19 protein-coding genes are annotated in these 21,247 nt (G+C 66.6%); 12 read left to right on the plus strand and 7 right to left on the minus strand.

What is annotated here, in order from left to right; all coding sequences use genetic code 11:
* Nucleotides 1-59: 59 nt before the first annotated feature.
* The 11 genes from METLW4_RS0117145 (at nucleotide 60) to METLW4_RS26615 (ending at nucleotide 11,614) form a co-directional block, all read left to right on the plus strand.
* Nucleotides 60-2,807: a phosphoenolpyruvate carboxylase gene (locus METLW4_RS0117145; RefSeq protein ID WP_018267463.1), complete on the plus strand. Its 2,748-nt coding sequence runs from the start codon at nucleotides 60-62 to the stop codon at nucleotides 2,805-2,807.
* Between the two features lie 27 nt (nucleotides 2,808-2,834).
* Entirely contained in the window at nucleotides 2,835-3,809 is a 975-nt protein-coding gene (locus METLW4_RS0117150; protein ID WP_018267464.1) for an HpcH/HpaI aldolase/citrate lyase family protein, read from the plus strand.
* A 138-nt stretch (nucleotides 3,810-3,947) separates the two neighbouring features.
* Entirely contained in the window at nucleotides 3,948-4,334 is a 387-nt protein-coding gene (locus METLW4_RS27110; protein WP_245258499.1) for an endonuclease domain-containing protein, read from the plus strand.
* 207 nt (nucleotides 4,335-4,541) lie between these two features.
* Complete coding sequence (locus tag METLW4_RS0117160; protein WP_018267466.1) at nucleotides 4,542-5,819, plus strand: glycerate kinase type-2 family protein; 1,278 nt, start codon at nucleotides 4,542-4,544, stop codon at nucleotides 5,817-5,819.
* Between the two features lie 49 nt (nucleotides 5,820-5,868).
* Nucleotides 5,869-6,042: a hypothetical protein gene (locus tag METLW4_RS27865; protein ID WP_018267467.1), complete on the plus strand. Its 174-nt coding sequence runs from the start codon at nucleotides 5,869-5,871 to the stop codon at nucleotides 6,040-6,042.
* An 11-nt stretch (nucleotides 6,043-6,053) separates the two neighbouring features.
* Nucleotides 6,054-6,812: a metal ABC transporter ATP-binding protein gene (locus METLW4_RS0117170; protein WP_018267468.1), complete on the plus strand. Its 759-nt coding sequence runs from the start codon at nucleotides 6,054-6,056 to the stop codon at nucleotides 6,810-6,812.
* Complete coding sequence (locus tag METLW4_RS0117175) at nucleotides 6,802-7,671, plus strand: metal ABC transporter permease (protein WP_018267469.1); 870 nt, start codon at nucleotides 6,802-6,804, stop codon at nucleotides 7,669-7,671. Before METLW4_RS0117170 ends, METLW4_RS0117175 begins: the two co-directional genes overlap by 11 nt.
* A gap of 3 nt (nucleotides 7,672-7,674) precedes the next feature.
* Nucleotides 7,675-8,598, plus strand: coding sequence for a metal ABC transporter solute-binding protein, Zn/Mn family (locus tag METLW4_RS0117180; protein WP_018267470.1), 924 nt, complete (start codon nucleotides 7,675-7,677; stop codon nucleotides 8,596-8,598).
* A 90-nt stretch (nucleotides 8,599-8,688) separates the two neighbouring features.
* On the plus strand, nucleotides 8,689-9,243 hold the full coding sequence (locus METLW4_RS25165) for a DUF3617 domain-containing protein (RefSeq protein WP_018267471.1): 555 nt from the start codon (nucleotides 8,689-8,691) through the stop codon (nucleotides 9,241-9,243).
* A 10-nt stretch (nucleotides 9,244-9,253) separates the two neighbouring features.
* Nucleotides 9,254-10,366: a CobW family GTP-binding protein gene (locus METLW4_RS0117190; protein WP_018267472.1), complete on the plus strand. Its 1,113-nt coding sequence runs from the start codon at nucleotides 9,254-9,256 to the stop codon at nucleotides 10,364-10,366.
* Between the two features lie 198 nt (nucleotides 10,367-10,564).
* The gene (locus METLW4_RS26615) at nucleotides 10,565-11,614 is read left to right on the plus strand and encodes an alpha/beta hydrolase fold domain-containing protein (RefSeq protein WP_018267473.1); all 1,050 of its coding nucleotides are present in this window, start codon (nucleotides 10,565-10,567) and stop codon (nucleotides 11,612-11,614) included.
* Nucleotides 11,615-11,626: 12 nt separating this feature from the next.
* On the opposite strand, the gene METLW4_RS0117200 is transcribed toward METLW4_RS26615, so the two are convergent.
* The 3 genes from METLW4_RS0117200 to METLW4_RS0117210 form a co-directional block, all read right to left on the minus strand.
* Nucleotides 11,627-13,249 carry an ABC-F family ATP-binding cassette domain-containing protein gene (locus tag METLW4_RS0117200; RefSeq protein WP_018267474.1) on the minus strand — a complete coding sequence of 541 codons (1,623 nt, stop codon included), beginning with the start codon at nucleotides 13,247-13,249 and terminating at the stop codon, nucleotides 11,627-11,629.
* Nucleotides 13,250-13,374: 125 nt separating this feature from the next.
* Complete coding sequence (locus METLW4_RS0117205) at nucleotides 13,375-13,782, minus strand: bacteriohemerythrin (RefSeq protein ID WP_018267475.1); 408 nt, start codon at nucleotides 13,780-13,782, stop codon at nucleotides 13,375-13,377.
* 225 nt (nucleotides 13,783-14,007) lie between these two features.
* A complete protein-coding gene (locus METLW4_RS0117210) occupies nucleotides 14,008-15,063 on the minus strand; it encodes a hypothetical protein (RefSeq protein ID WP_018267476.1) in 1,056 nt (351 codons plus the stop codon).
* 139 nt (nucleotides 15,064-15,202) lie between these two features.
* Between METLW4_RS0117210 and METLW4_RS0117215 the strand changes: the two genes are divergently transcribed.
* Nucleotides 15,203-15,391, plus strand: coding sequence for a hypothetical protein (locus tag METLW4_RS0117215; protein ID WP_018267477.1), 189 nt, complete (start codon nucleotides 15,203-15,205; stop codon nucleotides 15,389-15,391).
* Between the two features lie 4 nt (nucleotides 15,392-15,395).
* On the opposite strand, the gene METLW4_RS0117220 is transcribed toward METLW4_RS0117215, so the two are convergent.
* From METLW4_RS0117220 to METLW4_RS0117235, 4 genes are all read right to left on the minus strand, one after another.
* Nucleotides 15,396-15,875: a CAP domain-containing protein gene (locus METLW4_RS0117220; protein WP_018267478.1), complete on the minus strand. Its 480-nt coding sequence runs from the start codon at nucleotides 15,873-15,875 to the stop codon at nucleotides 15,396-15,398.
* Between the two features lie 107 nt (nucleotides 15,876-15,982).
* Entirely contained in the window at nucleotides 15,983-17,284 is a 1,302-nt protein-coding gene (locus tag METLW4_RS0117225) for a glycosyltransferase (protein ID WP_157235206.1), read from the minus strand.
* Between the two features lie 68 nt (nucleotides 17,285-17,352).
* On the minus strand, nucleotides 17,353-20,019 hold the full coding sequence (locus METLW4_RS0117230; protein WP_051079644.1) for a DUF3772 domain-containing protein: 2,667 nt from the start codon (nucleotides 20,017-20,019) through the stop codon (nucleotides 17,353-17,355).
* 61 nt (nucleotides 20,020-20,080) lie between these two features.
* Nucleotides 20,081-21,214: a lysine-2,3-aminomutase-like protein gene (locus METLW4_RS0117235; RefSeq protein ID WP_018267480.1), complete on the minus strand. Its 1,134-nt coding sequence runs from the start codon at nucleotides 21,212-21,214 to the stop codon at nucleotides 20,081-20,083.
* Between the last annotated feature and the right edge of the window lie 33 nt (nucleotides 21,215-21,247).

Consider the following 21,247-nt stretch of genomic DNA (forward strand, 5'->3'; position numbering starts at 1 on the left):
CCTCTCCCCGCGTCGCGGGGGGAGGCGCCCATCCGCCTCACCATAGCCAGGGAGACTGCATGACCGCCGACCAGAAGGTCTTGTCCGAATCGACCTCGTCCGCCGCCCCTTCGGCGCTGGCGACGCGATCGGTCAAAGAGGCGGCGGCCTTTCTGCTCGACCAGCTCGTGGGCGTGGTGAAGCGCCACCAGCCGGAGATCGCCCCGGTTCTGAGCGGCTTCGGCTCTTCCTCCGGCCTGCCTCCGGCGCTGATGGCGCGCGCGCTGCAGGCGCAGGGCATATGGTTTCAGCTGCTCTCCATCGCCGAGCAGGCCTCGGCCATGCGCCGGCGCCGCACCATAGAGCGCGCCAAGGGCCGCGACGAATTGCTCGGCTCCTTCGCGCATGTTCTGGCGGATGCGGCAAAGGCCGGCGTCACCGCCGACGAGATTCGCGCGCAGCTCAAATCGCTGCGCATTCGCCCGGTCATCACCGCCCATCCGACCGAGGCCAAGCGCGTCACCGTCCTCGAGAAGAACCGCAAGATCTATCTGCTGCTGAAGGATCTCGAATCCTCGCGCTGGACCGATCGCGAGCGCGCCAGCCGCATCGGCGCGGTCGGCGATCAGATCGAGCTTTTGTGGCTCACCGGCGAATTGCATCTCGAGAAGCCGACCGTCGAGCACGAGGTCGCCTGGGGCCTGCATTTCTTCGCCGAGAATCTCTTCGATCTCGCCCCGGAGATGCTCGCCTCCTTCGAGAGCGCGCTCGCCGCTCATTATCCCAATGAGCGCTTCGACATCACGCCCTTCTTCCAATTCGGTTCCTGGATCGGCGGCGACCGCGACGGCAATCCTTTCGTCACCAATGCGGTGACGCGCGAGACGATGATCGTCAACGCGCTCGCCAGCCTCGATTATTATCGCCAGCGCATTCTGGATCTCGCCCGCGTATTGTCGATCAGCGAAGGCTCGGTGACGATCCCGGCGGAGTTCCGCGCCGCGCTCGAGGCGGAGCTGGCGCAGGTCGAGGACGCCGACCGGATCAAGACGCGCAATCACGGCGAGGCCTTCCGCCAATATCTCACCTGCGTGCTGCGCAAGCTCGACGAGACGATCCTCGCCACCAAGGGCGAAGGCCGCGGCAAGGCGCGCTACGGCAACGCCGACGAGCTGATCCGCGATCTGCGCATTCTCGAGCAGGCGCTGACCGAGAGCCGCAGCCCCTCGCTCGCCAATGATCTGGTGCGGCCGGTGCGGCGCGCGGTGGAGATTTTCCGCTTCAGCACCGTGCGTCTCGATCTGCGCGAGAACACGACTCGCACGAATAATGCGCTGCGGGACATCCATCGCATCAAGACCGGCAAGGACGCGCCGGAGGTCGACTCGCCCGAGTGGCAGGCCTGGCTCATCGCCGAGCTGGCGCAGCCGCGCAATGGCGTTCCGTTCACCGGCCTCGCGCCGGAATCGCAGGACACGCTCGACATGTTCGCGCTGGTCGCGGACATGCGCTCGCGGCTGGATCGCGAAGCCTTCGGCAGCTTCATCCTCTCCATGACGCATTCGGTCGCCGATGTCCTCGGCGCCTATGTACTGGCCAAGCATGGCGGGCTCTATCTCGACGACGCCGGCCTCGAGCTGTGCACATTGCCCATCGTGCCTCTGTTCGAGACGATTCCCGATCTGCGCGCCGCGCCCATCATCATGCGCGAGCTGCTGCGCGTGCCGGTCGTGCGTCGCAGCACGCGCTGGCAGGGCAATGTGCAAGAGGTGATGATCGGCTATTCCGACTCCAACAAGGACGGCGGCTTCATGTCGTCCAACTGGGAGCTCGCGAAAGCGCAATTCAAGCTCACCCGCCTCGGCGAGGAGCTGGGCGTCGCCATCGCCTTTTTCCACGGCCGCGGCGGTTCGGTCAGCCGCGGCGGCGCGCCGACGGGACACGCCATCGCCGCGCAGCCGGCGGGCTCCATTCGCGGCCGCTTCCGCGTGACGGAGCAGGGCGAGGTCGTCTCCTTCAAATACGCCAATCGCGGCACGGCCTCCTATCAGCTGGAGCTGCTGGCGAGCAGCGTCTTCGCTCATGCGCTGAAGTCCGAGCGCGAGGATGCGCTGGTTCCGCGCGCGGAGTTCGACGATGCGCTGGAGGCGCTCTCCGGCGCCTCGCTCGCGGCCTATGGCAAGTTCATCGCCGATCCCGATCTCGTGGCCTATTTCCAGGCGGCGAGCCCGCTCGAGGAAATTTCGCTGCTCAATATCGGCTCGCGGCCGGCGCGGCGTTTCGGCGCGCGCAGCCTCGCCGATCTGCGCGCCATTCCTTGGGTCTTCGCCTGGGCGCAGAATCGCCACGCCATCACCGGCTGGTATGGCGTCGGCTCCGGCCTCACCAGCTTCATCGAGGTGCGCGGCGAGCGCGGCCTGCAGCTGCTGCATCGCATGTTCGAGGATTCGCGCCTCTTCCGCCTCATTCTCGACGAGGTGGAGAAGACGCTGGCGATGGTCGATCTCTCCATTGCGCGGCAATACGCCTCGCTGGTCGCCGACGATGCCGTGCGCAAGAAGATCTTCTCGGCGATCGAGGCCGAATATCACCTCACTTGCGAGAGCGTGCTGCGCATCACCGGCGGCGGCGAGATCGGCGCGCGCTTCACCGACTATCAGGCGCGGCTCGCGCATCGCCTCGCCACCATCAATGAGGTCAACCGCGAGCAGGTGGAATTGCTGCGCCTGTTCCGCACCACCGAAGAGGAAGCGCTGAAGGAGGAATACAAGTCGGCTCTGCTGCTGTCGATCAGCTGCATCGCCGCCGGCCTCGGCGCCACCGGATAAGCTCTTACACAGGGAAAGGGAGTCATCATGAGTTTCACTTTGATCGAGCAGGCGACGCCGCGTCTCCATCGCTCCGAGCTGGCCGTTCCGGGCTCCGCCCCCGGCATGTTCGAGAAGGCCGCGACCTCCAAGTCCGACCAGGTCTTCCTCGACCTCGAGGACGCCGTGGCGCCGGACGACAAGGAGCAGGCGCGCAAGAACATCATCCAGGGCCTCAATGAGATCGATTGGGGCAATAAGACGATGACGCTGCGCATCAACGGCCTCGACACGCATTACGCCTATCGCGATGTGGTCGACGTCGTCGAGAACTGCCCGCGTCTCGACGTGATCCTCATTCCGAAGGTCGGCGTTCCGCAGGACGTCTACGCCATCGACATGCTGGTCACGCAGATCGAGAGCTACAAGAAGCGCACCAAGCGCATCGGCTTCGAGCTGCTGATCGAGACCGCGCTCGGCATGGCCAATGTCGAGGCGATCGCTCAGGCTTCGAAGCGCAATGAGGCGCTCTCCTTCGGCGTCGCCGATTACGCCGCCTCCACCCGCGCCCGCACCACCGTCATCGGCGGCGTGAACCCGGATTACGGCGTTCTCTCGGACAAGGACGCCGAGGGCAATCGCCAGTATTTCTGGGCCGACCAGTGGCATGCGGCGCAGACGCGCTTCCTCGTCGCCGCGCGCGCCTATGGCCTGCGTCCGATCGACGGTCCCTTCGGCGACTTCGGCGATCCCGATGGCTATATCGCCGCCGCCAAGCGCGCCGCGGTTCTCGGCTTCGAGGGCAAGTGGGCGATCCATCCCTCGCAGATCGATCTGGCCAATCAGGTCTTCACCCCCTCCGAGGCGGAAGTGAAGAAGGCCCGCCGCATTCTCGAGGCGATGGAGCAGGCGGCGAAGGAAGGTCGCGGCGCGGTGTCCCTCGACGGCCGCCTGATCGACATCGCCAGCATCCGCATGGCCCAGGCGCTGATCGACAAGGCGGACCAGATCGGCGCTGCGTAACAGCAATCGTTGGGCGCGCATCCTTCTCCCACTCGTGGGAGAAGGTGGCCCCGCGAAGCGGGGTCGGATGAGGGTCCTCGCATGCCGACGCGGGTCTCGAAGTCCAAAACCGCATTCGCTCGACGCTTGCGGCGCGAGATGACGAACGCGGAGGAAATCCTCTGGCGTTCGTTACGCAATTCTGGGCTCGACGGTCTGAAATTCCGGCGGCAAGTCCCGGTCGGGAATTACGTCGCGGATTTTCTCTGCGTCGAACTCCGGCTCATCGTGGAGCTGGATGGCCGTCCGCATGAAAGTGAAGATCAACGCCGCCATGACGCGATTCGGGATCGCTGGCTGCGTGAGCATGGCTATCATGTCCTTCGCCTAGACAATGACCTCGTCATCGGCGGTGGCAATATCCCGCTGGAGCGGATTCGGGAGGCTGTCAGGACGATCGCAAATCGTCGCGGACCCTCATCCGACCCGACTTCGTCGGGCCACCTTCTCCCACGAGTGGGAGAAGGGAGAAGACGAAGACCGTAGCGCTCTCTTCCTTCTCCCGCAGGGCGGGAGAAGGTGGCCCCGCGAAGCGGGGTCGGATGAGGGCCAGCGAAGAGAACCGGATTCCGTTGGAAACTCTTCGCGAGGCGGATAGAACGATCGCGAAGCGGCGAGGACCCTCATCCGACCCGACTTCGTCGGGCCGCCTTCTCCCACGAGTGGGAGAAGGGAGAACACCGAGGCTTAGGAATGTCTGACGACTATCGCACGCTTCTCCGCGCCATGTTCGACGCCGCTGTCGGCGCGGCGCATCCGTCCGTCTGCCTGCCGGCCTTCCTCGAGAAGATCGCGCCGCCCAAAGGCCGCACCATTGTCGTCGGCGCGGGCAAGGCGGCGGCCTCCATGGCCGCGGCGGTCGAAGCGCATTGGCCGCATCCGATCGAGGGCCTCGTCGTCACCCGTTACGAGCATGGCGCTCCCACCTCCAAGATCGAGGTGATCGAGGCCTCGCATCCGGTGCCGGACGCCGCCGGCCGCGCCGCCGCCGGCCGCATATTGCAAAAGGTGCAGGGCCTCACCGAGGACGATCTCGTGCTCGCGCTGATTTCCGGCGGCGGCTCGGCGCTGATGGCGCTGCCGGCCGATGGCGTGACGCTGGAAGAAAAGCAGGCCGTCAACAAGGCGCTGCTGAAGAGCGGCGCGACCATTTCCGAGATGAATTGCGTCCGCAAGCATCTCTCGGCCATCAAGGGCGGACGCCTCGCCCGCGCCGCGGCGCCGGCCAAGGTCGTCGCGCTGATGATCTCCGACGTGCCGAACGACGATCTCTCCGTCATCGCCTCCGGCCCCACAGTGCCGGACCCGACGACGCGCGAGGACGCGCTCGCCGTCATCGCCAAATATAAGATCGACGCGCCCGCCGCCGTGCTCGCCTATCTGGCGACCGACGCCTGCGAGACGCCCAAGCCCGGCGACAAGATTTTCGATCGCGTCGAGAATATTCTCATCGCGACGCCGCAAGGCTCGCTGGACGCGGCCGCCGCAGTGGCCAGCAAGGCCGGCTTCACGCCGCTCATCCTCGGCGATCTCGAGGGCGAGTCGCGTGACGTCGCGCTGGTCCACGCGGGCGTCGCGCGCCAGATCGCGCGCCATGCGCAGCCGATCGCGCCGCCCGTCGCCATCATCTCCGGCGGCGAGACCACCGTCACCGTGCGCGGCAACGGCAAGGGCGGCCGCGACGCCGAGTTCCTGCTGGCGCTGACGCTGGCGCTCGAGGGCTTCGGCGGAATCTCCGCCATCGCCTGCGACACGGACGGAATCGACGGCAGCGAGGACAACGCCGGCGCGATCATGACCGCCGACAGCTTCGCGCGGGCGGCGGCGCAGGGCGTCGATCTCAAGGCGCTCTTCGCCAATAACGACGCCTATACCGCCTTCGAGAAGCTCGGCGATCTCCTCGTCACCGGCCCGACGCGCACCAATGTGAACGACTTCCGCGTCATTCTCGTGCCCGGCCGGGCGAGCTGACGGCATTCCGCGCTTGCCGGCTGCTGCTGTTATAATATAACATTCGGAAATGAACCGACAGCAATCGGCTATTTTTCAAAAGGACGCGCTCGCCGCTCATGCGCATGGCGAGCGCGCCGACGATCGCGTCTCCCTGCTGCGCCTTTCGGCGGGCGAGCGGCTACTCGGCGCCGTCGCCGTGCTGGCGCTGCTCTGGGCCGCCGTCTATTGGGCGCTGAGCTGAAGGCGCGATCGATGAGCGCTGGCGCGATCCGGCTGGAGAATGTGACGCTCGGCTATGAGCGCCGCCCGGCCGTTCACCATCTTTCCGGCGTCGTCGAGGCCGGGGCCGGTCTCGCCGTCTGCGGGCCGAACGGCGCCGGCAAATCCACTCTGCTCAAAGCGCTCGCCGGCCTGCTGCCGCCGCTCGGCGGCCGCATCGTCTATGACGACCTCGCGCTGCGCGATATCGCCTATCTGCCGCAATCGGCGGAGATCGATCACGCCTTTCCGATCGATGTGCTGGATTTCGTCTCCATGGGCGCGATGCGCCGCATCGGGCTTTTCGGCCGCGTCGGCGCCGGAGAGCGCAAGCGCATAACGGCGGCGCTCTCCGCTGTCGGGCTCGAGGGTTTCGAGGAGCGCGCGATCGGCACGCTCTCCGGCGGCCAGATGCAGCGCGTATTATTCGCGCGGCTGCTGGTGGAGGATTGCCCGGTCATTCTGCTCGACGAGCCTTTCGGCGCCATAGACGCCCGGACCATCGACGATCTGGTGAAGATTATCGCCCGATGGCGGGAGGAGGGCCGCACCGTCGTCGCGGTTCTGCACGAGCATGACCTCGCCCGCCGCGCCTTTCCGCAGGCGCTGCTGCTGGCGCGCGAGCCGATCTTCTGGGGCGCGACGCAAGAGGCGCTGTCCGAGGCGCATCTCGCGCAGGCGAGCAGCATGGTCGAGGCCTTCGATCGCGACGCCGAGGACTGCCGGCGCGACGAGGCTCCCCATGCTGCATGAGCTCTTCATCGCGCCTTTCGTCGATTATGAATTCATGCGTCGTGCGCTGGTCGGCGCAATCGCTCTGTCGATCTCCGGCTGCCCGCTCGGCGTCTTTCTGATTCTGCGCCGCATGTCGCTGGCCGGCGACGCGCTCTCGCACGCCATTCTGCCGGGCGCGGCGCTCGGCTATCTCGCCTGCGGCCTGTCGCTGCCCGCCATGACCTTCGGCGGCCTGCTCGCCGGCCTCGCCGTCGCCGTGGCGTCGAGCGCGGCGGCGCGCTGGACCGCCCTGCGCGAGGACGCCTCGCTCGCGGCTTTCTATCTCGTCTCGCTGGCGCTCGGCGTCGCGCTCGTCTCGCTCAAGGGCTCGAATGTCGATCTGCTGCATGTGCTGTTCGGCTCGGTGCTGGCGCTCGACGACGCCACGCTGATCTTCCTCGCCGCCATTGCGAGCTTCACTCTGTCGGCGCTCGCGCTCGCCTATCGCGCGCTGGCGCTGGACACTTTCGATCCGCTCTTCGCCCGCCGCGTCAGCCCGCTGGGCGAATGGATTCCCTTCGCCTTTCTGGCGCTGGTGGTGCTCAATCTGGTGGCCGGCTTCCATGCGCTCGGCACGCTGATGGCGGTGGGAATCATCATGCTGCCGGCCGCCTCCGCGCGGTTGTGGACGCAGGACCTCACCAGGGCGCTGCCGCTGGCGGCGGCGATCGGCGCGGCCTCCTCCTATTTCGGCCTCGTCCTGTCCTTCCGCACGGGCCTCGCCGCCGGCCCCGTGATCATCCTCATGGCGGGGGGCGCCTATTTCCTCTCTCTGGTTTTCGGCAGGACCGGCGGCCTGATTCGCTTGCGGAGACCCAAGCGACATTTGGAGGGGTGACGCATGAAATCATCGCGCGCGACGTCCTCGGATTTTCGCCTCTTGTCGCGCCGCGCCGCGCTGGCGACGCTCGCGCTCCTCGCCGCGCCGCTGCGCGCCCAGCCGGCGCCGCCTCCGCCGCCGAAGCTGCCGGTCGTCGCCAGCTTTTCCATTCTCGGCGATCTCGTCCGCATCGTCGGCGGCGACCGCATAGAGGTCGCGACCATCGTCGGGCCGAACGGCGACGCCCATGTCTATCAGCCGAGCCCGCAGGACGGCCGCCGTCTCGCCGCGGCCAAGCTCGTTTTCGTCAATGGTCTCGGCTTCGAGGGCTGGATCGACCGGCTCGTCGCCGCCTCCAGGACCAAGGCGCGCATCGTCGCCGCGAGCCGCGCCGTCACGCCGCGCAAGGACGGGGAGGGCGTCGACCCGCACGCCTGGCAGGATGTCGCCAATGTCAAAATCTATATCGCCAACATAAGGGATGCGCTGGTCGACGCCGATCCAGACGGCGCCTCGCACTATAAGGCCAATGCGGCGGAATATCTTCATGCGCTCGGCGGGCTCGACGCCGAGATCGTCGCGGCGATCGACGCCATTCCGCACGCGCGCCGCCGCGTCGTCTCCACCCATGACGCTTTCGGCTATTTCGCGGCGCGCTATGGCGTGGAGTTCATCGCGCCGCAGGGCGTCTCCACCGACGCCGAGGCGAGCGCGCGCGACCTCGCCCGCATCGTCGATGCGGTGAAAGCGCATAAGGTCGCGGCCGTGTTCCTCGAGAATATCGTCGATCCGCGCTTCGCCCAGCGCATCGCCGCGGAGACGGGGGCCAAGGTCGGCGGCACGCTCTATTCCGACGCGCTCTCCCCGCCGGAGGGCCCGGCGCCGAGCTATCTCCGGCTGATGCGCTTCAATGTGAAGCAGCTGACTGCAGCTCTCGCGCCCTGAAGCTCGCGGTCGGCCGACGACTTTCGGCCGGATTTTAGTCTATACTGGCCCAGACGCGCCGTCATGCGCGCGCCGCGGAGCCTTTCTCTCATGCGTTGTCGCTTCTTCCCTCTCGGCGCAGCTCTCCCCATCTTCGCTCTGTCCATCGCCGCCGCCGCGGCGGATGAAATTCCGCGCCGCAAGGCCGGGCTGTGGCGGATCGAGCATGCGCAGGGCTCCGCCGCGCGCATCGCCGGTCCGATCGAGACATGCGTCGACGAGAAGACCGACGATCTCATGCGTCAGCGCTTCGGCGGGCAGGAGCAGCAATGCGAGAAGATGAGCTTCCGGCGCGAGGGCGATAAATATCGCGTGAGCTCGGTCTGCAAGATCGGCGACCGCGTGGCGACGACGGAGGGAACCTTCACCGGCAGCTTCGACTCCGCCTATCGCGCCGAGCTGCATGTGACCTTCGACCCGCCGCTTTCGACGCGCGCCTCCTCCGACATTGTGATGGAGGCGAAATGGCTCGGTCCCTGCCAGCCCGGGCAGAAGCCCGGCGACATAGACGCGCCGGCGCTCAAGGCGCTGGGCGGTCCGGGCGGACAGATGAACATGCAGGAGCTCATGAAAATGCGCGATCAGCTCCGCAAAGGCGCGCAATAGGAGCAGCCCCTTGACCGACAAGATTCCCGTCACCGTCCTCACCGGCTATCTCGGCGCCGGCAAGACGACTCTTCTCAACCGCATCCTCACCGAGCAGCACGGGCGGCGCTACGCCGTCATCGTCAATGAGTTCGGCGAGATCGGCATAGACAATGACCTCGTCGTCGGCGCCGACGAAGAAATCTTCGAGATGAACAATGGCTGCATCTGCTGCACGGTGCGCGGCGATCTCATCCGCATCATCGAAGGTCTGCTGAAGCGCCGCGGCAAGTTCGACGCGATCATCGTCGAGACCACCGGCGTCGCCGATCCCGCGCCGGTCGCGCAGACTTTCTTCGTCGATCAGGATGTGAAGGAGGCGGCGCGGCTCGACGCTGTGGTGACGCTCGCCGACGCCAAATTTCTGGCGCAGCGTCTCGCCGATGCGCCGGAGGCGAAGAATCAGATCGCCTTCGCCGACGTCATCGTGCTGAACAAGACCGATCTCGTCACGCGCGAGGAGCTCGCCGAGGTGGAGGGCCGCATTCGCGCCATCAACCCTTATGCGACGCTGCATCATGCGGTAAAGGCCGATGTGCCGATTGCGGCGGTGCTGGAGCGCAATGCTTTCGATCTCGATCGCATATTGGAGATAGAGCCGCGCTTCCTCGAGGCCGAGGATCACGATCACGGCCATCATGAGCATGACCATCACCATGACCATGACCACGAGTGCGGGCCGGATTGCGGTCACGATCATCATCACGAGCACGAGCACGAGCATCACGCGCACGCGCATCACGACGATCACGGCCATGGGCTGAAGCATTATCACGATGAGGAGATGGGCTCGGTCTCCATCCTCCACGAGGGCGAGCTCGATCCCAATGTCTTCGTGCCCTGGCTCAACGAGTTCGTTCAGCGCGAGGGCGCGGATATTTTGCGCTGCAAGGGCATCGTCGCCTTCACCGACGAGCCGAAGCGCTTCGTCTTCCAGGGCGTGCATATGATCCTGGACGGCGATCTGCAGCGCGACTGGCGCCCCGACGAGAAGCGCAGCGCGCGCCTCGTCTTCATCGGCCGCAAGCTGAAGGAAGAGACGATCCGCGAGAGCTTCGAGACGGAAGTGCTGCGGCGCAAGTGATCTTTCCGCAATTCCGCGCGCGGCGAGGGCGTCTCGCCGCGCGTTTCCTCGCAGAGAGAGCGGGCGCCTCCCTGTCGGCGCCGGCGGGCCATCGGATAGAAACAGTCGTCGCGATCGAGCAAAGAATTAGAAAATCGTCTCGCTCATTCTGGTCCGCTCGAGGCGTGGCGTCGCCCGTCTTCCGATCGGGGTGAGAGGGTGAAGGAATCGCTCGCGCATTGCACAGCGGCGGGCTTGCTGCTGATCGCGCTGCTGCGGCCGACCTCGGGCGCCGATCCGCCCAGCGCCTCCGCCTATGCTTACGTTCCCGAAACATTGTCGACCGACGGCAAGCGGCTGCTGGCGAAAATCGGCGGCGATCACGCCATCATTCCCACTCTGCCGGAGCCCGCCGATCATGACGGCTGGGCGCGGCTGCAGGCCGCCGCGGCGGCGGCGCGCGAAGTCGACTTCGCCGCAGTGCGGGCGCAAGGAGTGAACGTCTCGCGGATCGAGACGGACGGCGCCTCCTATTTCGACATTGCGCCGAACGGGCTCGTCGATGATGGATCGGTCGTCGTCTATCTCCATGGCGGCGCCTTCGTGTATTTCGACGCGCGCGGCGCGCTCGAGGGAATGGCCAAGCTCGCGCGCGTCTTTCGCCGTCGCATCGTCGTCGTCGATTATCGACTCGCGCCGGCGGCGAAATGGCCGCAGATCACCGGAGACGTGGTCGCCGTCGTCAAGCGCCTGCTCGCCGGCGGCGCGCAAATGCGGCGCATCGCCATTTTCGGCGACTCCGCCGGCGGCAATCTCGCCGTCGCGACGACGCTGAAAATGCGCGACGAAGGCCTCGGCCTGCCGGCGGCTGTGGCGACATGGTCGCTGCTGGCCGATTTCCGCAACGCCGCCGACACTCGCGTCACGCTGCGCGACGCCGATCCCATCATGTCCTATGAGCGCCAGATCAAAAACGCCATGCTCGCTTATGCGGATGCGAAGGATTGGGCGCATCCTCATGTGTCGCCGGTCTATGGCGATTTCGAGAAAGGCTTTCCGCCGGCTTTGATTCAGGCGGGCACGCGCGAAATTCTGCTCAGCGATTCGGTGCGGCTCTATCAGGCGATCGAGGCGGCGGGCGGGACCGCCAAGCTCGACGTCTATGAAGGAATGCCGCATGTGTTCCAGGGGCAGATTCCGAACGCGCCGGAGTCGCGCCTCGCCATCGCCAAGATGAAGGCCTTTTTCGACCAGCATCTTTCGCGGTGAGCGCGGCTTCGCTCACCCGTGCACGCCCGGCGCCTCGCGCCCGGTGCGCGCGACATATTCCGTATAGCCGCCGCCGAACTGCTGCACGCCCTCCGGCGTCACTTCCAGCACGCGATTGGAGAGCGCCGCCAGAAAGCGCCGGTCGTGCGAGACGAACAGCATGGCGCCCTCATAGGCCGCGAGCGCCTCGACCAGCATCTCCTTGGTGCCGAGATCGAGATGGTTGGTCGGCTCGTCCAGCACCAGGAAATTCGGCGGATCAAAGAGCATTTTCGCCATCACCAGCCGCGCCTTCTCGCCGCCGGAGAGCACGCGGCATTTCTTCTCCACATCGTCGCCGGAAAAGCCGAAGCAGCCGGCGAGCGTGCGCAGCGCGCCTTGCCCCGCCTGCGGAAACGCGTCCTCGAGGGATTCGAAGATGCTGCGCTCGCCGTTCAGCAGCTCCATTGCGTGCTGCGCGAAATAGCCCATCTTCACATTGGCGCCGAGCGCCGCGGCGCCTTCGTCCGGCTGCGTCGCGCCGGCAATGAGCTTCAGCAGCGTGGATTTGCCGGCGCCATTGACGCCCATCACGCACCAGCGCTCCCTGCGCCGCACCTGAAAATCCAGTCCCTCGTAAATGCTGCGCGAGCCATAGCGCTTGGAGACGCGCGCGAGCGTCGCCACCTCCTCGCCGGAGCGCGGCGCCGGGGCGAATTCGAATGTCACCGATTGGCGCCGGCGCGGCGGCTCGACGCGCTCGATCTTGTCGAGCTTCTTCACGCGGCTCTGCACCTGCGCGGCGTGCGAGGCGCGCGCCTTGAAGCGCTCGATGAACTTGATCTCCTTGGCGAGCATGGCCTGCTGCCGCTCGAATTGCGCCTGCTGCTGCAATTCATTCTGCGCGCGCTGGCGCTCGTAGAATTCATAATCGCCGGAATAGGAGTTGAGCGAGCCGCCGTCGATCTCGATGATCTTGCCGACGATGCGATTCATGAACTCGCGATCATGCGAGGTCATCAGCAGCGCGCCGGGATAGCCTTTCAGGAATCCTTCCAGCCAGATCAGGCTTTCGATGTCGAGATGGTTGCTCGGCTCGTCGAGCAGCATGGCGTCCGGGCGCATCAGCAGAATGCGCGCCAGTGCGACGCGCATCTTCCAGCCGCCGGAGAGCGCGCCGACATCGCCATCCATCATCTCCTGGGAGAAGCCGAGGCCGGCGAGCACCTCGCGCGCGCGGCCATCCAGCGCATAGCCGTCCAGCTCCTCGAAACGCGCCTGGACCTCGCCATAGCGCTCGAGGATCGCGTCGAAATTCTCCGCCGCGTCCGGGTCGGCCATGGCGGCCTCCAGCTCGGCGAGCTCGGCGGCGACGGCGCTCACCGGGCCGGCGCCGTCCATCACCTCGGCGACGGCGCTGCGGCCGGCCATCTCGCCGACATCCTGGTTGAAATAGCCGATGGTGACGCCGCGATCGACCGACACCTGACCTTCATCCGGCCGTTCCTGGCCCGCGATCATGCGGAAGAGCGTCGTCTTGCCGGCGCCATTGGGGCCGACGAGGCCGACCTTCTCGCCGGGAAGCAGCGCCGCCGACGTTTCGATGAAGAGGAGCTGCTGGCCGTTCTGCTTGCTGATGTTCTCGAGGCGTATCATGTCCGCGCGCTTATCGGTGAATTGCGCGGGTCTTATGACATAGCGAGGCGGATTCCCGAAACCGGGCCGTCTCGGGCGATCTCGTCCTCTCCCCGCCGGCGCGGGGAGAGGAAAACGCGCGCGGCTTACGCCACGCCCTTCTCATTGAGGAAGGAGCCGTAGAGCTTGTCGATTTTCGGAATATGATCGGTCAGCCAGCCGACGAGAAAGGCCGCCGTGTCGGCGGTCACTTCCGCCTCGCCGGCGTGGAACTTCTTCTGCAGATCGAGCGCGGTGGCGACGAGCTTGTCGTGCTCGGCCTTGTGGCCGGGATAGGCGGGATAGCCATAGGCTTCGAAATTCGCCTCCTCCGAGGCGAAATGCTCGGCCACATAGGCGATGAGCGCGTCGAGATCGCGGCCGACGGCGTCGCGGTCGCCGCTCGCGACGGAATCGCCGAGAACATTCAGCAGACGGAAAATTTCCTGATGCTCTATGTCATGCTTGGAGACGTGGGTGGCGAATTGCTCGGACGACCAGGTGATGAGCGACATGCCTTTTCCTCCATCGAATGATTGGTCCGATCGAGGCGCGCCGCGACCGAACGAGTGATCGCGTAAAGGGCGCGTCGCCGCGCGTCATTGACGAGCGTCAATAAAGGACGAATTGCCGCTGCGGCATGATGAGGCCTTAGGGGCGCGACCAGAGCGAGCCTGAAGGCTCGCGGTCCAGGGGGCGGCTTTTGGACCGCGAGCCTTCAGGCTCGCATCGCAGCGCTGTCACGCCTGCGCTTTGACGGCGTCTTTCCTCTGCTTGCGCCTGCGCTTCTGCTCCAGGACGCCGGGGCGCGCGGAGGCGGCGGCGGCGCGCTCCTTCTCCTGGCGCAGCGAGCCGGTCATGGCGGCGACGAGCCTCTGCGCGGCGCGCGGCGGCGTCGATCGCATCAGCGCGACGAGCGAGCGGATGCGCTCCACATCTGGCGCGGCGCGCTCGGCGCCGAGGAAGATGCGGATCGCCGTGTCCTCGCAGACGCCGAGGGCGAGCAGGGCGAGCGCCAGCGCCTCCCCGCTTTTGTCCATGAGAATGGCGCGCGCGCGCGACTTGCGGCAGTCGAGCGCTTCCGCCAGCGCCTCGGCCAGCCCCTCGAAATCGCGGGCGACCGCGCAGGCGTCGATCTCCTCGGCCAGCGCCGGCGCCGGGCGCGCGACATATTCCGGCCCATTCGAGACGAGAGCCTGCGTCGCCGCCTCCAGCAATATGCGCGAGCGCTCGCCGGAATCGGCGGCGAGGAACAGCGCTTCCGGGTCGAGCGCGAGATCGGCGCGGTCCAGCAATATGCGGGCGAGCCGCAGATCGTCGCGCGCGGCCTGCAGCAGCGAGCGCCGCGCCGCCTGATCGAGATGCAGGCGCCGATTGGCGGCGAGGGCGCAGAGCACCTCGCTCTCGCCGCGCGAGGCGAGGCCGGCGATGATCTTGCGTTCCAGCGAGGAGCGGCGGGCGATGGCGACGGCGAGCTCGGCCGAGCCATGCTCGGCCAGCGCGCGCACGAGGCCGGCGTGAATCACCGGCGCATATTCTACGGCGATGCGGGAGACGCGTCCGCCCTTGTCCAGCAGCTGCGCGACGATTCCGCGCGGCGTGTCCGGGTGGCGGCACAATTCCAAAGCCCGCTCGGCCACCACATCGGCGTCGAGCACATCGATGAAGCCTCCGACGAGCGTCTCGAACTGGTCGATATCGGCCGCCGGATGCAGCGGACGCGCGACGAACTGGTCGACGATCTCGCGGAACAGAGCCGCCTCGGCCTTCCGATTTTCGCTTTCGCCTCGTGGCATATACGCACCAATCGCAAACTTAATACACGAACGGCGAATTTAGCGCGTGGACATTGACGCAACATTAACCCTCGGCGTCCCCTAATCGCCCTATCGACCGATCGCGCGATTTGCGCGGTTCATTGCGGGGGGCGATGAAATGGGCGAGCTCATAGCCTTCTCCTCGAAGGCGCGGCCGGCGCCGCAAGCGCCGCCAGCCGTCGGCGAGGCGCAAATTCTTTTCTTTCTCGGCGTGCGCTATGTGCGGCCGGACGATGCGGCGACGAAAACGCCGAGCGGCGGCGGCAAGGCGACGAGCGGCGGCCGCAAGCGCAAGCGCCGGGCGTGATCCGTCAGTCGGCGAGAATCAAAGCCCAATAGACCTTGTATTTCGCATTGGGCGCATAGGCGGTCGCAATGCCCATGCGCGTCGCTTTCTTCATCAGCAAATTCTTATTGTGCGGTGGCGACTGCCGCCATCCCGAGAACGCCTCGGCGAGCGTGTGATAGCCGGCCGAGACATTCTCCGCGGCGCTGACGCTGCGCATTCCGCGCGCGGTGAGGCGCATGTCCAGCGTTCCGCGCACCTCATGGCTCAGCGAATTGGCGGAGGCCATGGCGCTCGCCTGCGCCTGCGCGGCCTCTTGCAGCGCGGGGTCCAGCGCCAGCGCCGAGAGCCCATTGTTGCTGCGATAGAGCGAGATCATGTCCCGCGCCGCCTGCGCATCGACGCGCGCATTCGGCGCGGCGAGCGAGCGATAGAAGCTCGGCTGCTCCGGCTCTTTCGGCAGGCGGCTCTCGCTCGTGCAGGCGGCGAGCGCGAGAAGCGCCATAGCAACGGGGGAGAGGCGTGCGAGGTTGGATATGGCGCCTTCTCGCTCGGCGAGGGCTGAGAAAAAGTGAAGCATGGGAACCCTTCGAACTGCTTCGCCGGCATGCGCTAGCCGACCCTCGACGCCCAATCGGCGATCACTTCGACTCCGCGCTCGGCGCGCATCGATATGGCGAAATCTCGCGCCGCGCGCAAATAGCCTGGATCGTCGAGCGCTATGAGCGCCCTCGTGGCGTTTTTCAAATCATAATCCGTGAGCCGCAGAGCGAAGCCGACTCCCAGCCTTTCGATCCTTTTGCCGTGGTCCGGCTGGTCGCCGAAAAAAGGCACGATCAGCTGCGGTTTTCCCGCGCGCAAGGCCTGGGCGGTCGTTCCGATCCCGCCGTGATGGACGACGCCGGAGGCGAAGGGAAACAGCTCCTCATGCGGCGCCTCATGGCAAACGAATTCGTTCTCGCCGATCGACGAGGCCAGCCGAGCGGCGTCCGCCGGACCGGCAAGCAGAACGGCTCGCCGTGCCGAGGCGCGGGCCGCGCCGATGCTGACATCGTAGAAGCTGCCCGACACTTGTGGCGCGAACGAGCCCAAAGTGAAGACGATCGGCGCTTCGCCAGACGCCAGGAATGCCCGCAATGGCTCGCCGAGCTCGCGCCTGCGCTCGTCTCGGGGCGAATAGAAGGGAAAGCCCGGAACCTCCATATTGTCCGGCCCGTCTGGCGGAGGCGCCGCGAAGCCCGGCGAATAGAGACCATAGAATTTCGACGCCGCGTTCTTCCGACCGAAATCGAGAAACAAATCCTCCCGGCTGTATGGCAATCCGACCTTTCTCCGAAAGACATGTAGACGCTTCATTCGCAGATTTACGCCGGTGCGTATGACCCACCGCACCAGCTCGTTATATCCGAGGGTCAAACCCGTTTTGGGCCGTAAAATATACGGCGCCGGAGGGGTGAGCGATGGTGCGGCGGCTGACTGGACATACATTGGCGCTAGCGCGACTCGGGCGGAGGGAACGCCGGCTTTTTCCGCCGCCAGATTTGCGCCGACGAGCAGGCTGTGCGTCATGATCGCGCTCGCGCCTTCAGCCGCCGCCAAAACGTCGTGGTAGGTCTCCGAGAGGAATCGGAGATAAATCTCGTCCAAAATGAAATAGGGATTTTGGAGCATGATCCGAAAAGCGCCCGGCAGATCCACGCCGAGCGCGCCGATGATGTCGTCCTCGTGCGGACGCAAGCGCGTGTATCCGAGACCTTCGCGCTCGATCGTCCCCCGGTGCATCTCGGGCGCGGCGATCACGACATCGAGCGCCCGCCGACGCAACGCATGCGCAATGGCGATGAATGGATAAATGTCGCCGAGAGTCCCGAAGGTGGCGAGCAATATCCGCTTGCGCTTTGCTGAAATACTCATTCGTGAACAAATCCAGAAAGAATCGATCGGCGCCGAGCAATGAACGACAGCGCCGACCTTGCCTCGGGTCAGCGGTGTCCGGCTATCGCATAATCGCGCTCGTCTTGCCGCGAAAGCGGCGCGGGCGCGAAAGGCTCCAGCCCCATCACCTGCACCACCGCCGGCGCCGGTGCCGGCGCGGAAATCTTCACGCCCGCCTCGGCGAAGCGGCGGTAGATGTCGAAGAGCAGATCGCTCTTCACCCGCGTCGCCTGCTCGACATCCTCGACATAGCACCAGAGCTCGAAGCGGAAGGCGCTCTGCTCCATGGCGAGGAACATCACTTGCGGCGCCGGAATGCGCAGCAGCCCGTCCTGCGCCTTGGCGGCGGCGAGCAGCAGCTCGCGAATCTGCTCGGGATCGACGCCCGAATGCGGAGCGATGGCGATCTTGATGCGGCCGATGCGGTCGTTGCGCAACCAATTCTTAACCACGCCGGAAACGAGATTGGAATTGGGCACGATCATTGTCGCGCGATCGAAGGTCTCGATCTCGGTGGAGCGCACATTGATGCGCTTCACATAGCCTTGCTCGTCGCCGAGCACGACCCAATCGCCGACGCGGATCGCCCGCTCCCACAGCAGTATGAGGCCGGAGACGAAATTATTGACGATCGATTGCAGGCCGAAGCCGATGCCGACCGACAGCGCGCCGGCGACGATGGCGAGGCGCTCGAGGCTGAGGCCGAGCTCGGCCAGCGCCACGGAGACGGCCAGGATGAATCCGGCGTAGCCGAGGCTGGCGCCGATGGAGTGGCGAAGGCCCATGTCGAGCCGCGTCAGCGGCAGCAGGCGCTGGTCGAGCCAGCGGCGCAGCGCCTTGGTCGCCCCATAGGTGAGCGCGAAGAGGGCGAGCGCCGTCGCCATGCCGGCCGGCGAGATCGTGACCTCGCCGATCTTGAAGCCGGCGAAGGCGGTTTGGAGATTGCCCAGGAAATCGCCGGACTGAAAGCCATAGGGGACCAGCGCGACGAAGAGCGCGAAGCCGTAGAGAGCGAGCGTCGCGACGCCGGTCGAGAGCACGGCGAGCTGGCAGAGCGATTCGCTGCGCACGCCGAAGCCGGAAACGAGCGTGCGTCCGAGCGCCGTCTCCGGCTGGAAGAGATGTTTGAGGCCGGTCTCGACAAAGGCGAGCAGAAGATAGAGCGCCGAGCCGACGGCCGCGAGCCAGGCGAGCTGCAGCACCAGGAAATTGGCGAAAGCCACATAGCCGGCCGCCAGCGCGCCCGTGATGACGACGATCTCCACCCAGGCGAGCAGGCGCAGCGCATAGATGCGGTCGCGTCCGTCGAGATCGGCGCCGGGGTCGTCGTCGCATGTCTCATGGCGCGTCGCCACGGTGACGATGAGAAAGACGATGGCGATGAACAAGGCGCCGCCGCCGCGCGTCAATACGATGACCGGAAGGCTCGCCTGCACGAATTCGGCGATCTGCTCGAGAACGCGCGTCGCCGCGGCGACGAAGCCGACGAGAACCGCGAGATAGAGCAGCCGCAGCGAGAGCCGGTTGCCCAAGCCGACGAGCCGCCATTGCGGCAGGCCCGGCGCCAGCAGCCCACGCGCCAGCCCCAGGGAGACTGCGACGAAAGTCACCGATTCGGATAGACGCCGGCCGAGCGGGGCAAGAACGGCGTCCTCGAGCTGAAAAGCGTCGAGCGCCAGAGCGATGGCCGCGACGATGGCGATCGGCAGCGCCGCGGTCACAATGGTCGTCGTCACCGCCGCCGTGGCCTTGTGGAATTGGTCCGGCGCCTCGATCGTGGCCTCGCGCTTCGCGAAACGGCGGGCGAACAAGGTCGCCGGGACGGCGAGCAGCAGCACGAAAAATATCGTCGCCAGAAAGCTTTCGAGCTGCCCATTGCGCAGCCGCGCCGAGACGGCCTCGGCGCGCTGCTCCAGCAGCAGGCCGAAGATCTTGGCGTCATAGGGCAGCTCTTGCAGAGCGGCGCTCCACAGCGCTGGAGAGAACAGACCGCTGGTGCGCAGGAACAAGGTCTTGGCGAAGAGCGCCCGTTGCCGCGCGCGGATCACCAGAGCGGTCTGCCGCGTCTCGATCGACAGCGCCCGCGCGCGCTTCAGCGTCGCGTCCACCTCCTCATAGAGCTTTTTCTGCTCGGCGAATTCGGCGTTGACGCTCGCCGTCGCCAGCGAGCCGCTATCCACTGACGGAGCGGGGGCAGGGGATGGAGCAGGCGCGGGCGCGGGGACGGCCGTGGGCAGGGAGCGCGTTTCGGCCGAGGCTCTGGCGATGACGGCTCTGCCATTGGCGGGCGCGCGCGCGCCTTTGCCGGGGGCGGGCTCCTCCTTCTTGGGCGGCGCCTCGGCCGGCGCCGGAGGCGGCGCTGCGGCGGGCGCCTCCTTCGTCTCGCCGGCGGGCTTGGCCGGGCCGGACAGCTCGTCGAGCCGCGCCTGCAAGGCGGCGAGGCGCGGCGTCAGCCTGTCGATCACATCCTGAAGCTCGGCCGGCAGCGTATCGACGCGATCGCGCAGGCTCTTGAGCGTGGCGTCATTGAGCGAGGGATCGGCGAGGGCGGTCTCCACTTCCTCGAGCGTCGCGCGGGCGGCGTCGAGCCGCGCATTGAACTGATCGAGCGTGGAAGAGGGCTCCGCGGCGACCGCGGCGCCGGCGAAGAAGAGGACGAGGCAGAGGGCGAGAAAACGGCGCAAGGCGAAGCTTTCGTTGGTGAGACGAGCCATATACGCGCAATGAGACGAACAATTTGCCAATCTTGCGGCGACGCCGACGGCGAGGCGGCGGCTATCGGTCGCGATCTCGCGCCGGATAGGGCCTTCGCTCTCCGGCGCGGTCGCGGACGAGCCAGCCGCCGTCCGCGTCGCGCTCGATGTGGGATCGCTGAAGCGGAACCTTACCGTAGCCGCCCGGAATGTCGAGAACGTAAGAAGGAAGCGCGACGCCGGAGACCCGGCGCGCCAGCTCCGCATAGAGCGCCTGCCCGCGCTCCAGCGGGAGGCGGAAATGACCGGTGCCCGGCGCGAGATCGGGATGGTGCAGGTAGTAGGGCTTGATCTGCGCCGTCACCAAAGCGCGCATCAGCTGCTCGAGCGTGTCGGCGAAATCGTTGACGCCGGCGAGCAGCACGGTCTGCGCCAGCGTCGAAACGCCCGCCCGTTGAATGCTGGCCACGGCCTCCCGCGCCGCGGCGGACAGCTCGCGGGCGTGATTGACGTGCAGCACCATATAGACCGCCTTGCCGCTCGCCTTCAGCGCCGCCAGCCGCTCCTGCGTGACGAGGCGCGGCGCGGCGGTCGGCGCGCGCGTGTGGATGCGCAGCACGGCGACATGCGGAATGGCGGCGAGCTTTTCGGCGACCATGCGCAGCCGCCGCGCGGAGAGCGCCAGCGGATCGCCGCCGGTCAGAATGACCTCGAAAATCTGCGGCCGCTCCGCGACATAGGCGAGCGCTTTGTCCACCGCCTCGTCGGAGAGCATGGCGCCCTTGCCGAGACCCACCGTCTCGCGGCGAAAACAGAAGCGGCAATAGACCGGGCAGACCGAGAGCAGCTTCAGCAGCACGCGATCGGGATAGCGATGCACCAGCCCTTCCACCGGGCTGAAGGCGTCGTCGCCGATCGGATCGGCGCGCTCCTCCGGGCGCGTCTCCAGCTCGCGCAGGTCGGGCAGAAATTGCCTCGCGATCGGGTCGGCGGGGTCGGCGCTGTCGATCAGCGCGGCGATTTCCGGCGTCACGGCGACGCTATAGCGCGCCTCGACGGCCGCCAGCGCCGCCGCTCGCGCCGGCTCCACCAGCCCGGCGGCGGCGAGATCGGCCACGGAGGTCGCGGTCGCGGCGCGCGGCGCGCCGGAGCCCTGGGGCTCCAGAATCGTGTCGTCGCTCCGCTCCAGGCGATAACGGGCGCTGTCCTCGGTCATCGGGCCGCTTATACGGCCGAATTCACGCGTGGC

The sequence above is a fragment of the Methylosinus sp. LW4 genome (genome assembly GCF_000379125.1).
Classification (GTDB): Bacteria; Pseudomonadota; Alphaproteobacteria; order Rhizobiales; family Beijerinckiaceae; genus Methylosinus.

What these genes read in the sequence shown, in the direction of transcription:
- METLW4_RS0117170 (WP_018267468.1), top strand. Translation starts at nt 6,054, where the DNA reads ATGAGCGCTGGCGCGATCCGGCTGGAGAATGTGACGCTCGGCTATGAG.
- METLW4_RS0117210 (WP_018267476.1), bottom strand. Translation starts at nt 15,063, where the DNA reads ATGCCACGAGGCGAAAGCGAAAATCGGAAGGCCGAGGCGGCTCTGTTC.
- METLW4_RS0117175 (WP_018267469.1), top strand. Translation starts at nt 6,802, where the DNA reads ATGCTGCATGAGCTCTTCATCGCGCCTTTCGTCGATTATGAATTCATG.
- METLW4_RS0117235 (WP_018267480.1), bottom strand. Translation starts at nt 21,214, where the DNA reads ATGACCGAGGACAGCGCCCGTTATCGCCTGGAGCGGAGCGACGACACG.
- METLW4_RS0117180 (WP_018267470.1), top strand. Translation starts at nt 7,675, where the DNA reads ATGAAATCATCGCGCGCGACGTCCTCGGATTTTCGCCTCTTGTCGCGC.
- METLW4_RS0117230 (WP_051079644.1), bottom strand. Translation starts at nt 20,019, where the DNA reads ATGGCTCGTCTCACCAACGAAAGCTTCGCCTTGCGCCGTTTTCTCGCC.
- METLW4_RS0117150 (WP_018267464.1), top strand. Translation starts at nt 2,835, where the DNA reads ATGAGTTTCACTTTGATCGAGCAGGCGACGCCGCGTCTCCATCGCTCC.
- METLW4_RS0117205 (WP_018267475.1), bottom strand. Translation starts at nt 13,782, where the DNA reads ATGTCGCTCATCACCTGGTCGTCCGAGCAATTCGCCACCCACGTCTCC.
- METLW4_RS0117160 (WP_018267466.1), top strand. Translation starts at nt 4,542, where the DNA reads ATGTCTGACGACTATCGCACGCTTCTCCGCGCCATGTTCGACGCCGCT.
- METLW4_RS0117225 (WP_157235206.1), bottom strand. Translation starts at nt 17,284, where the DNA reads ATGAGTATTTCAGCAAAGCGCAAGCGGATATTGCTCGCCACCTTCGGG.
- METLW4_RS0117200 (WP_018267474.1), bottom strand. Translation starts at nt 13,249, where the DNA reads ATGATACGCCTCGAGAACATCAGCAAGCAGAACGGCCAGCAGCTCCTC.
- METLW4_RS27110 (WP_245258499.1), top strand. Translation starts at nt 3,948, where the DNA reads ATGACGAACGCGGAGGAAATCCTCTGGCGTTCGTTACGCAATTCTGGG.
- METLW4_RS0117215 (WP_018267477.1), top strand. Translation starts at nt 15,203, where the DNA reads ATGGGCGAGCTCATAGCCTTCTCCTCGAAGGCGCGGCCGGCGCCGCAA.
- METLW4_RS0117145 (WP_018267463.1), top strand. Translation starts at nt 60, where the DNA reads ATGACCGCCGACCAGAAGGTCTTGTCCGAATCGACCTCGTCCGCCGCC.
- METLW4_RS0117220 (WP_018267478.1), bottom strand. Translation starts at nt 15,875, where the DNA reads ATGGCGCTTCTCGCGCTCGCCGCCTGCACGAGCGAGAGCCGCCTGCCG.
- METLW4_RS27865 (WP_018267467.1), top strand. Translation starts at nt 5,869, where the DNA reads ATGAACCGACAGCAATCGGCTATTTTTCAAAAGGACGCGCTCGCCGCT.
- METLW4_RS25165 (WP_018267471.1), top strand. Translation starts at nt 8,689, where the DNA reads ATGCGTTGTCGCTTCTTCCCTCTCGGCGCAGCTCTCCCCATCTTCGCT.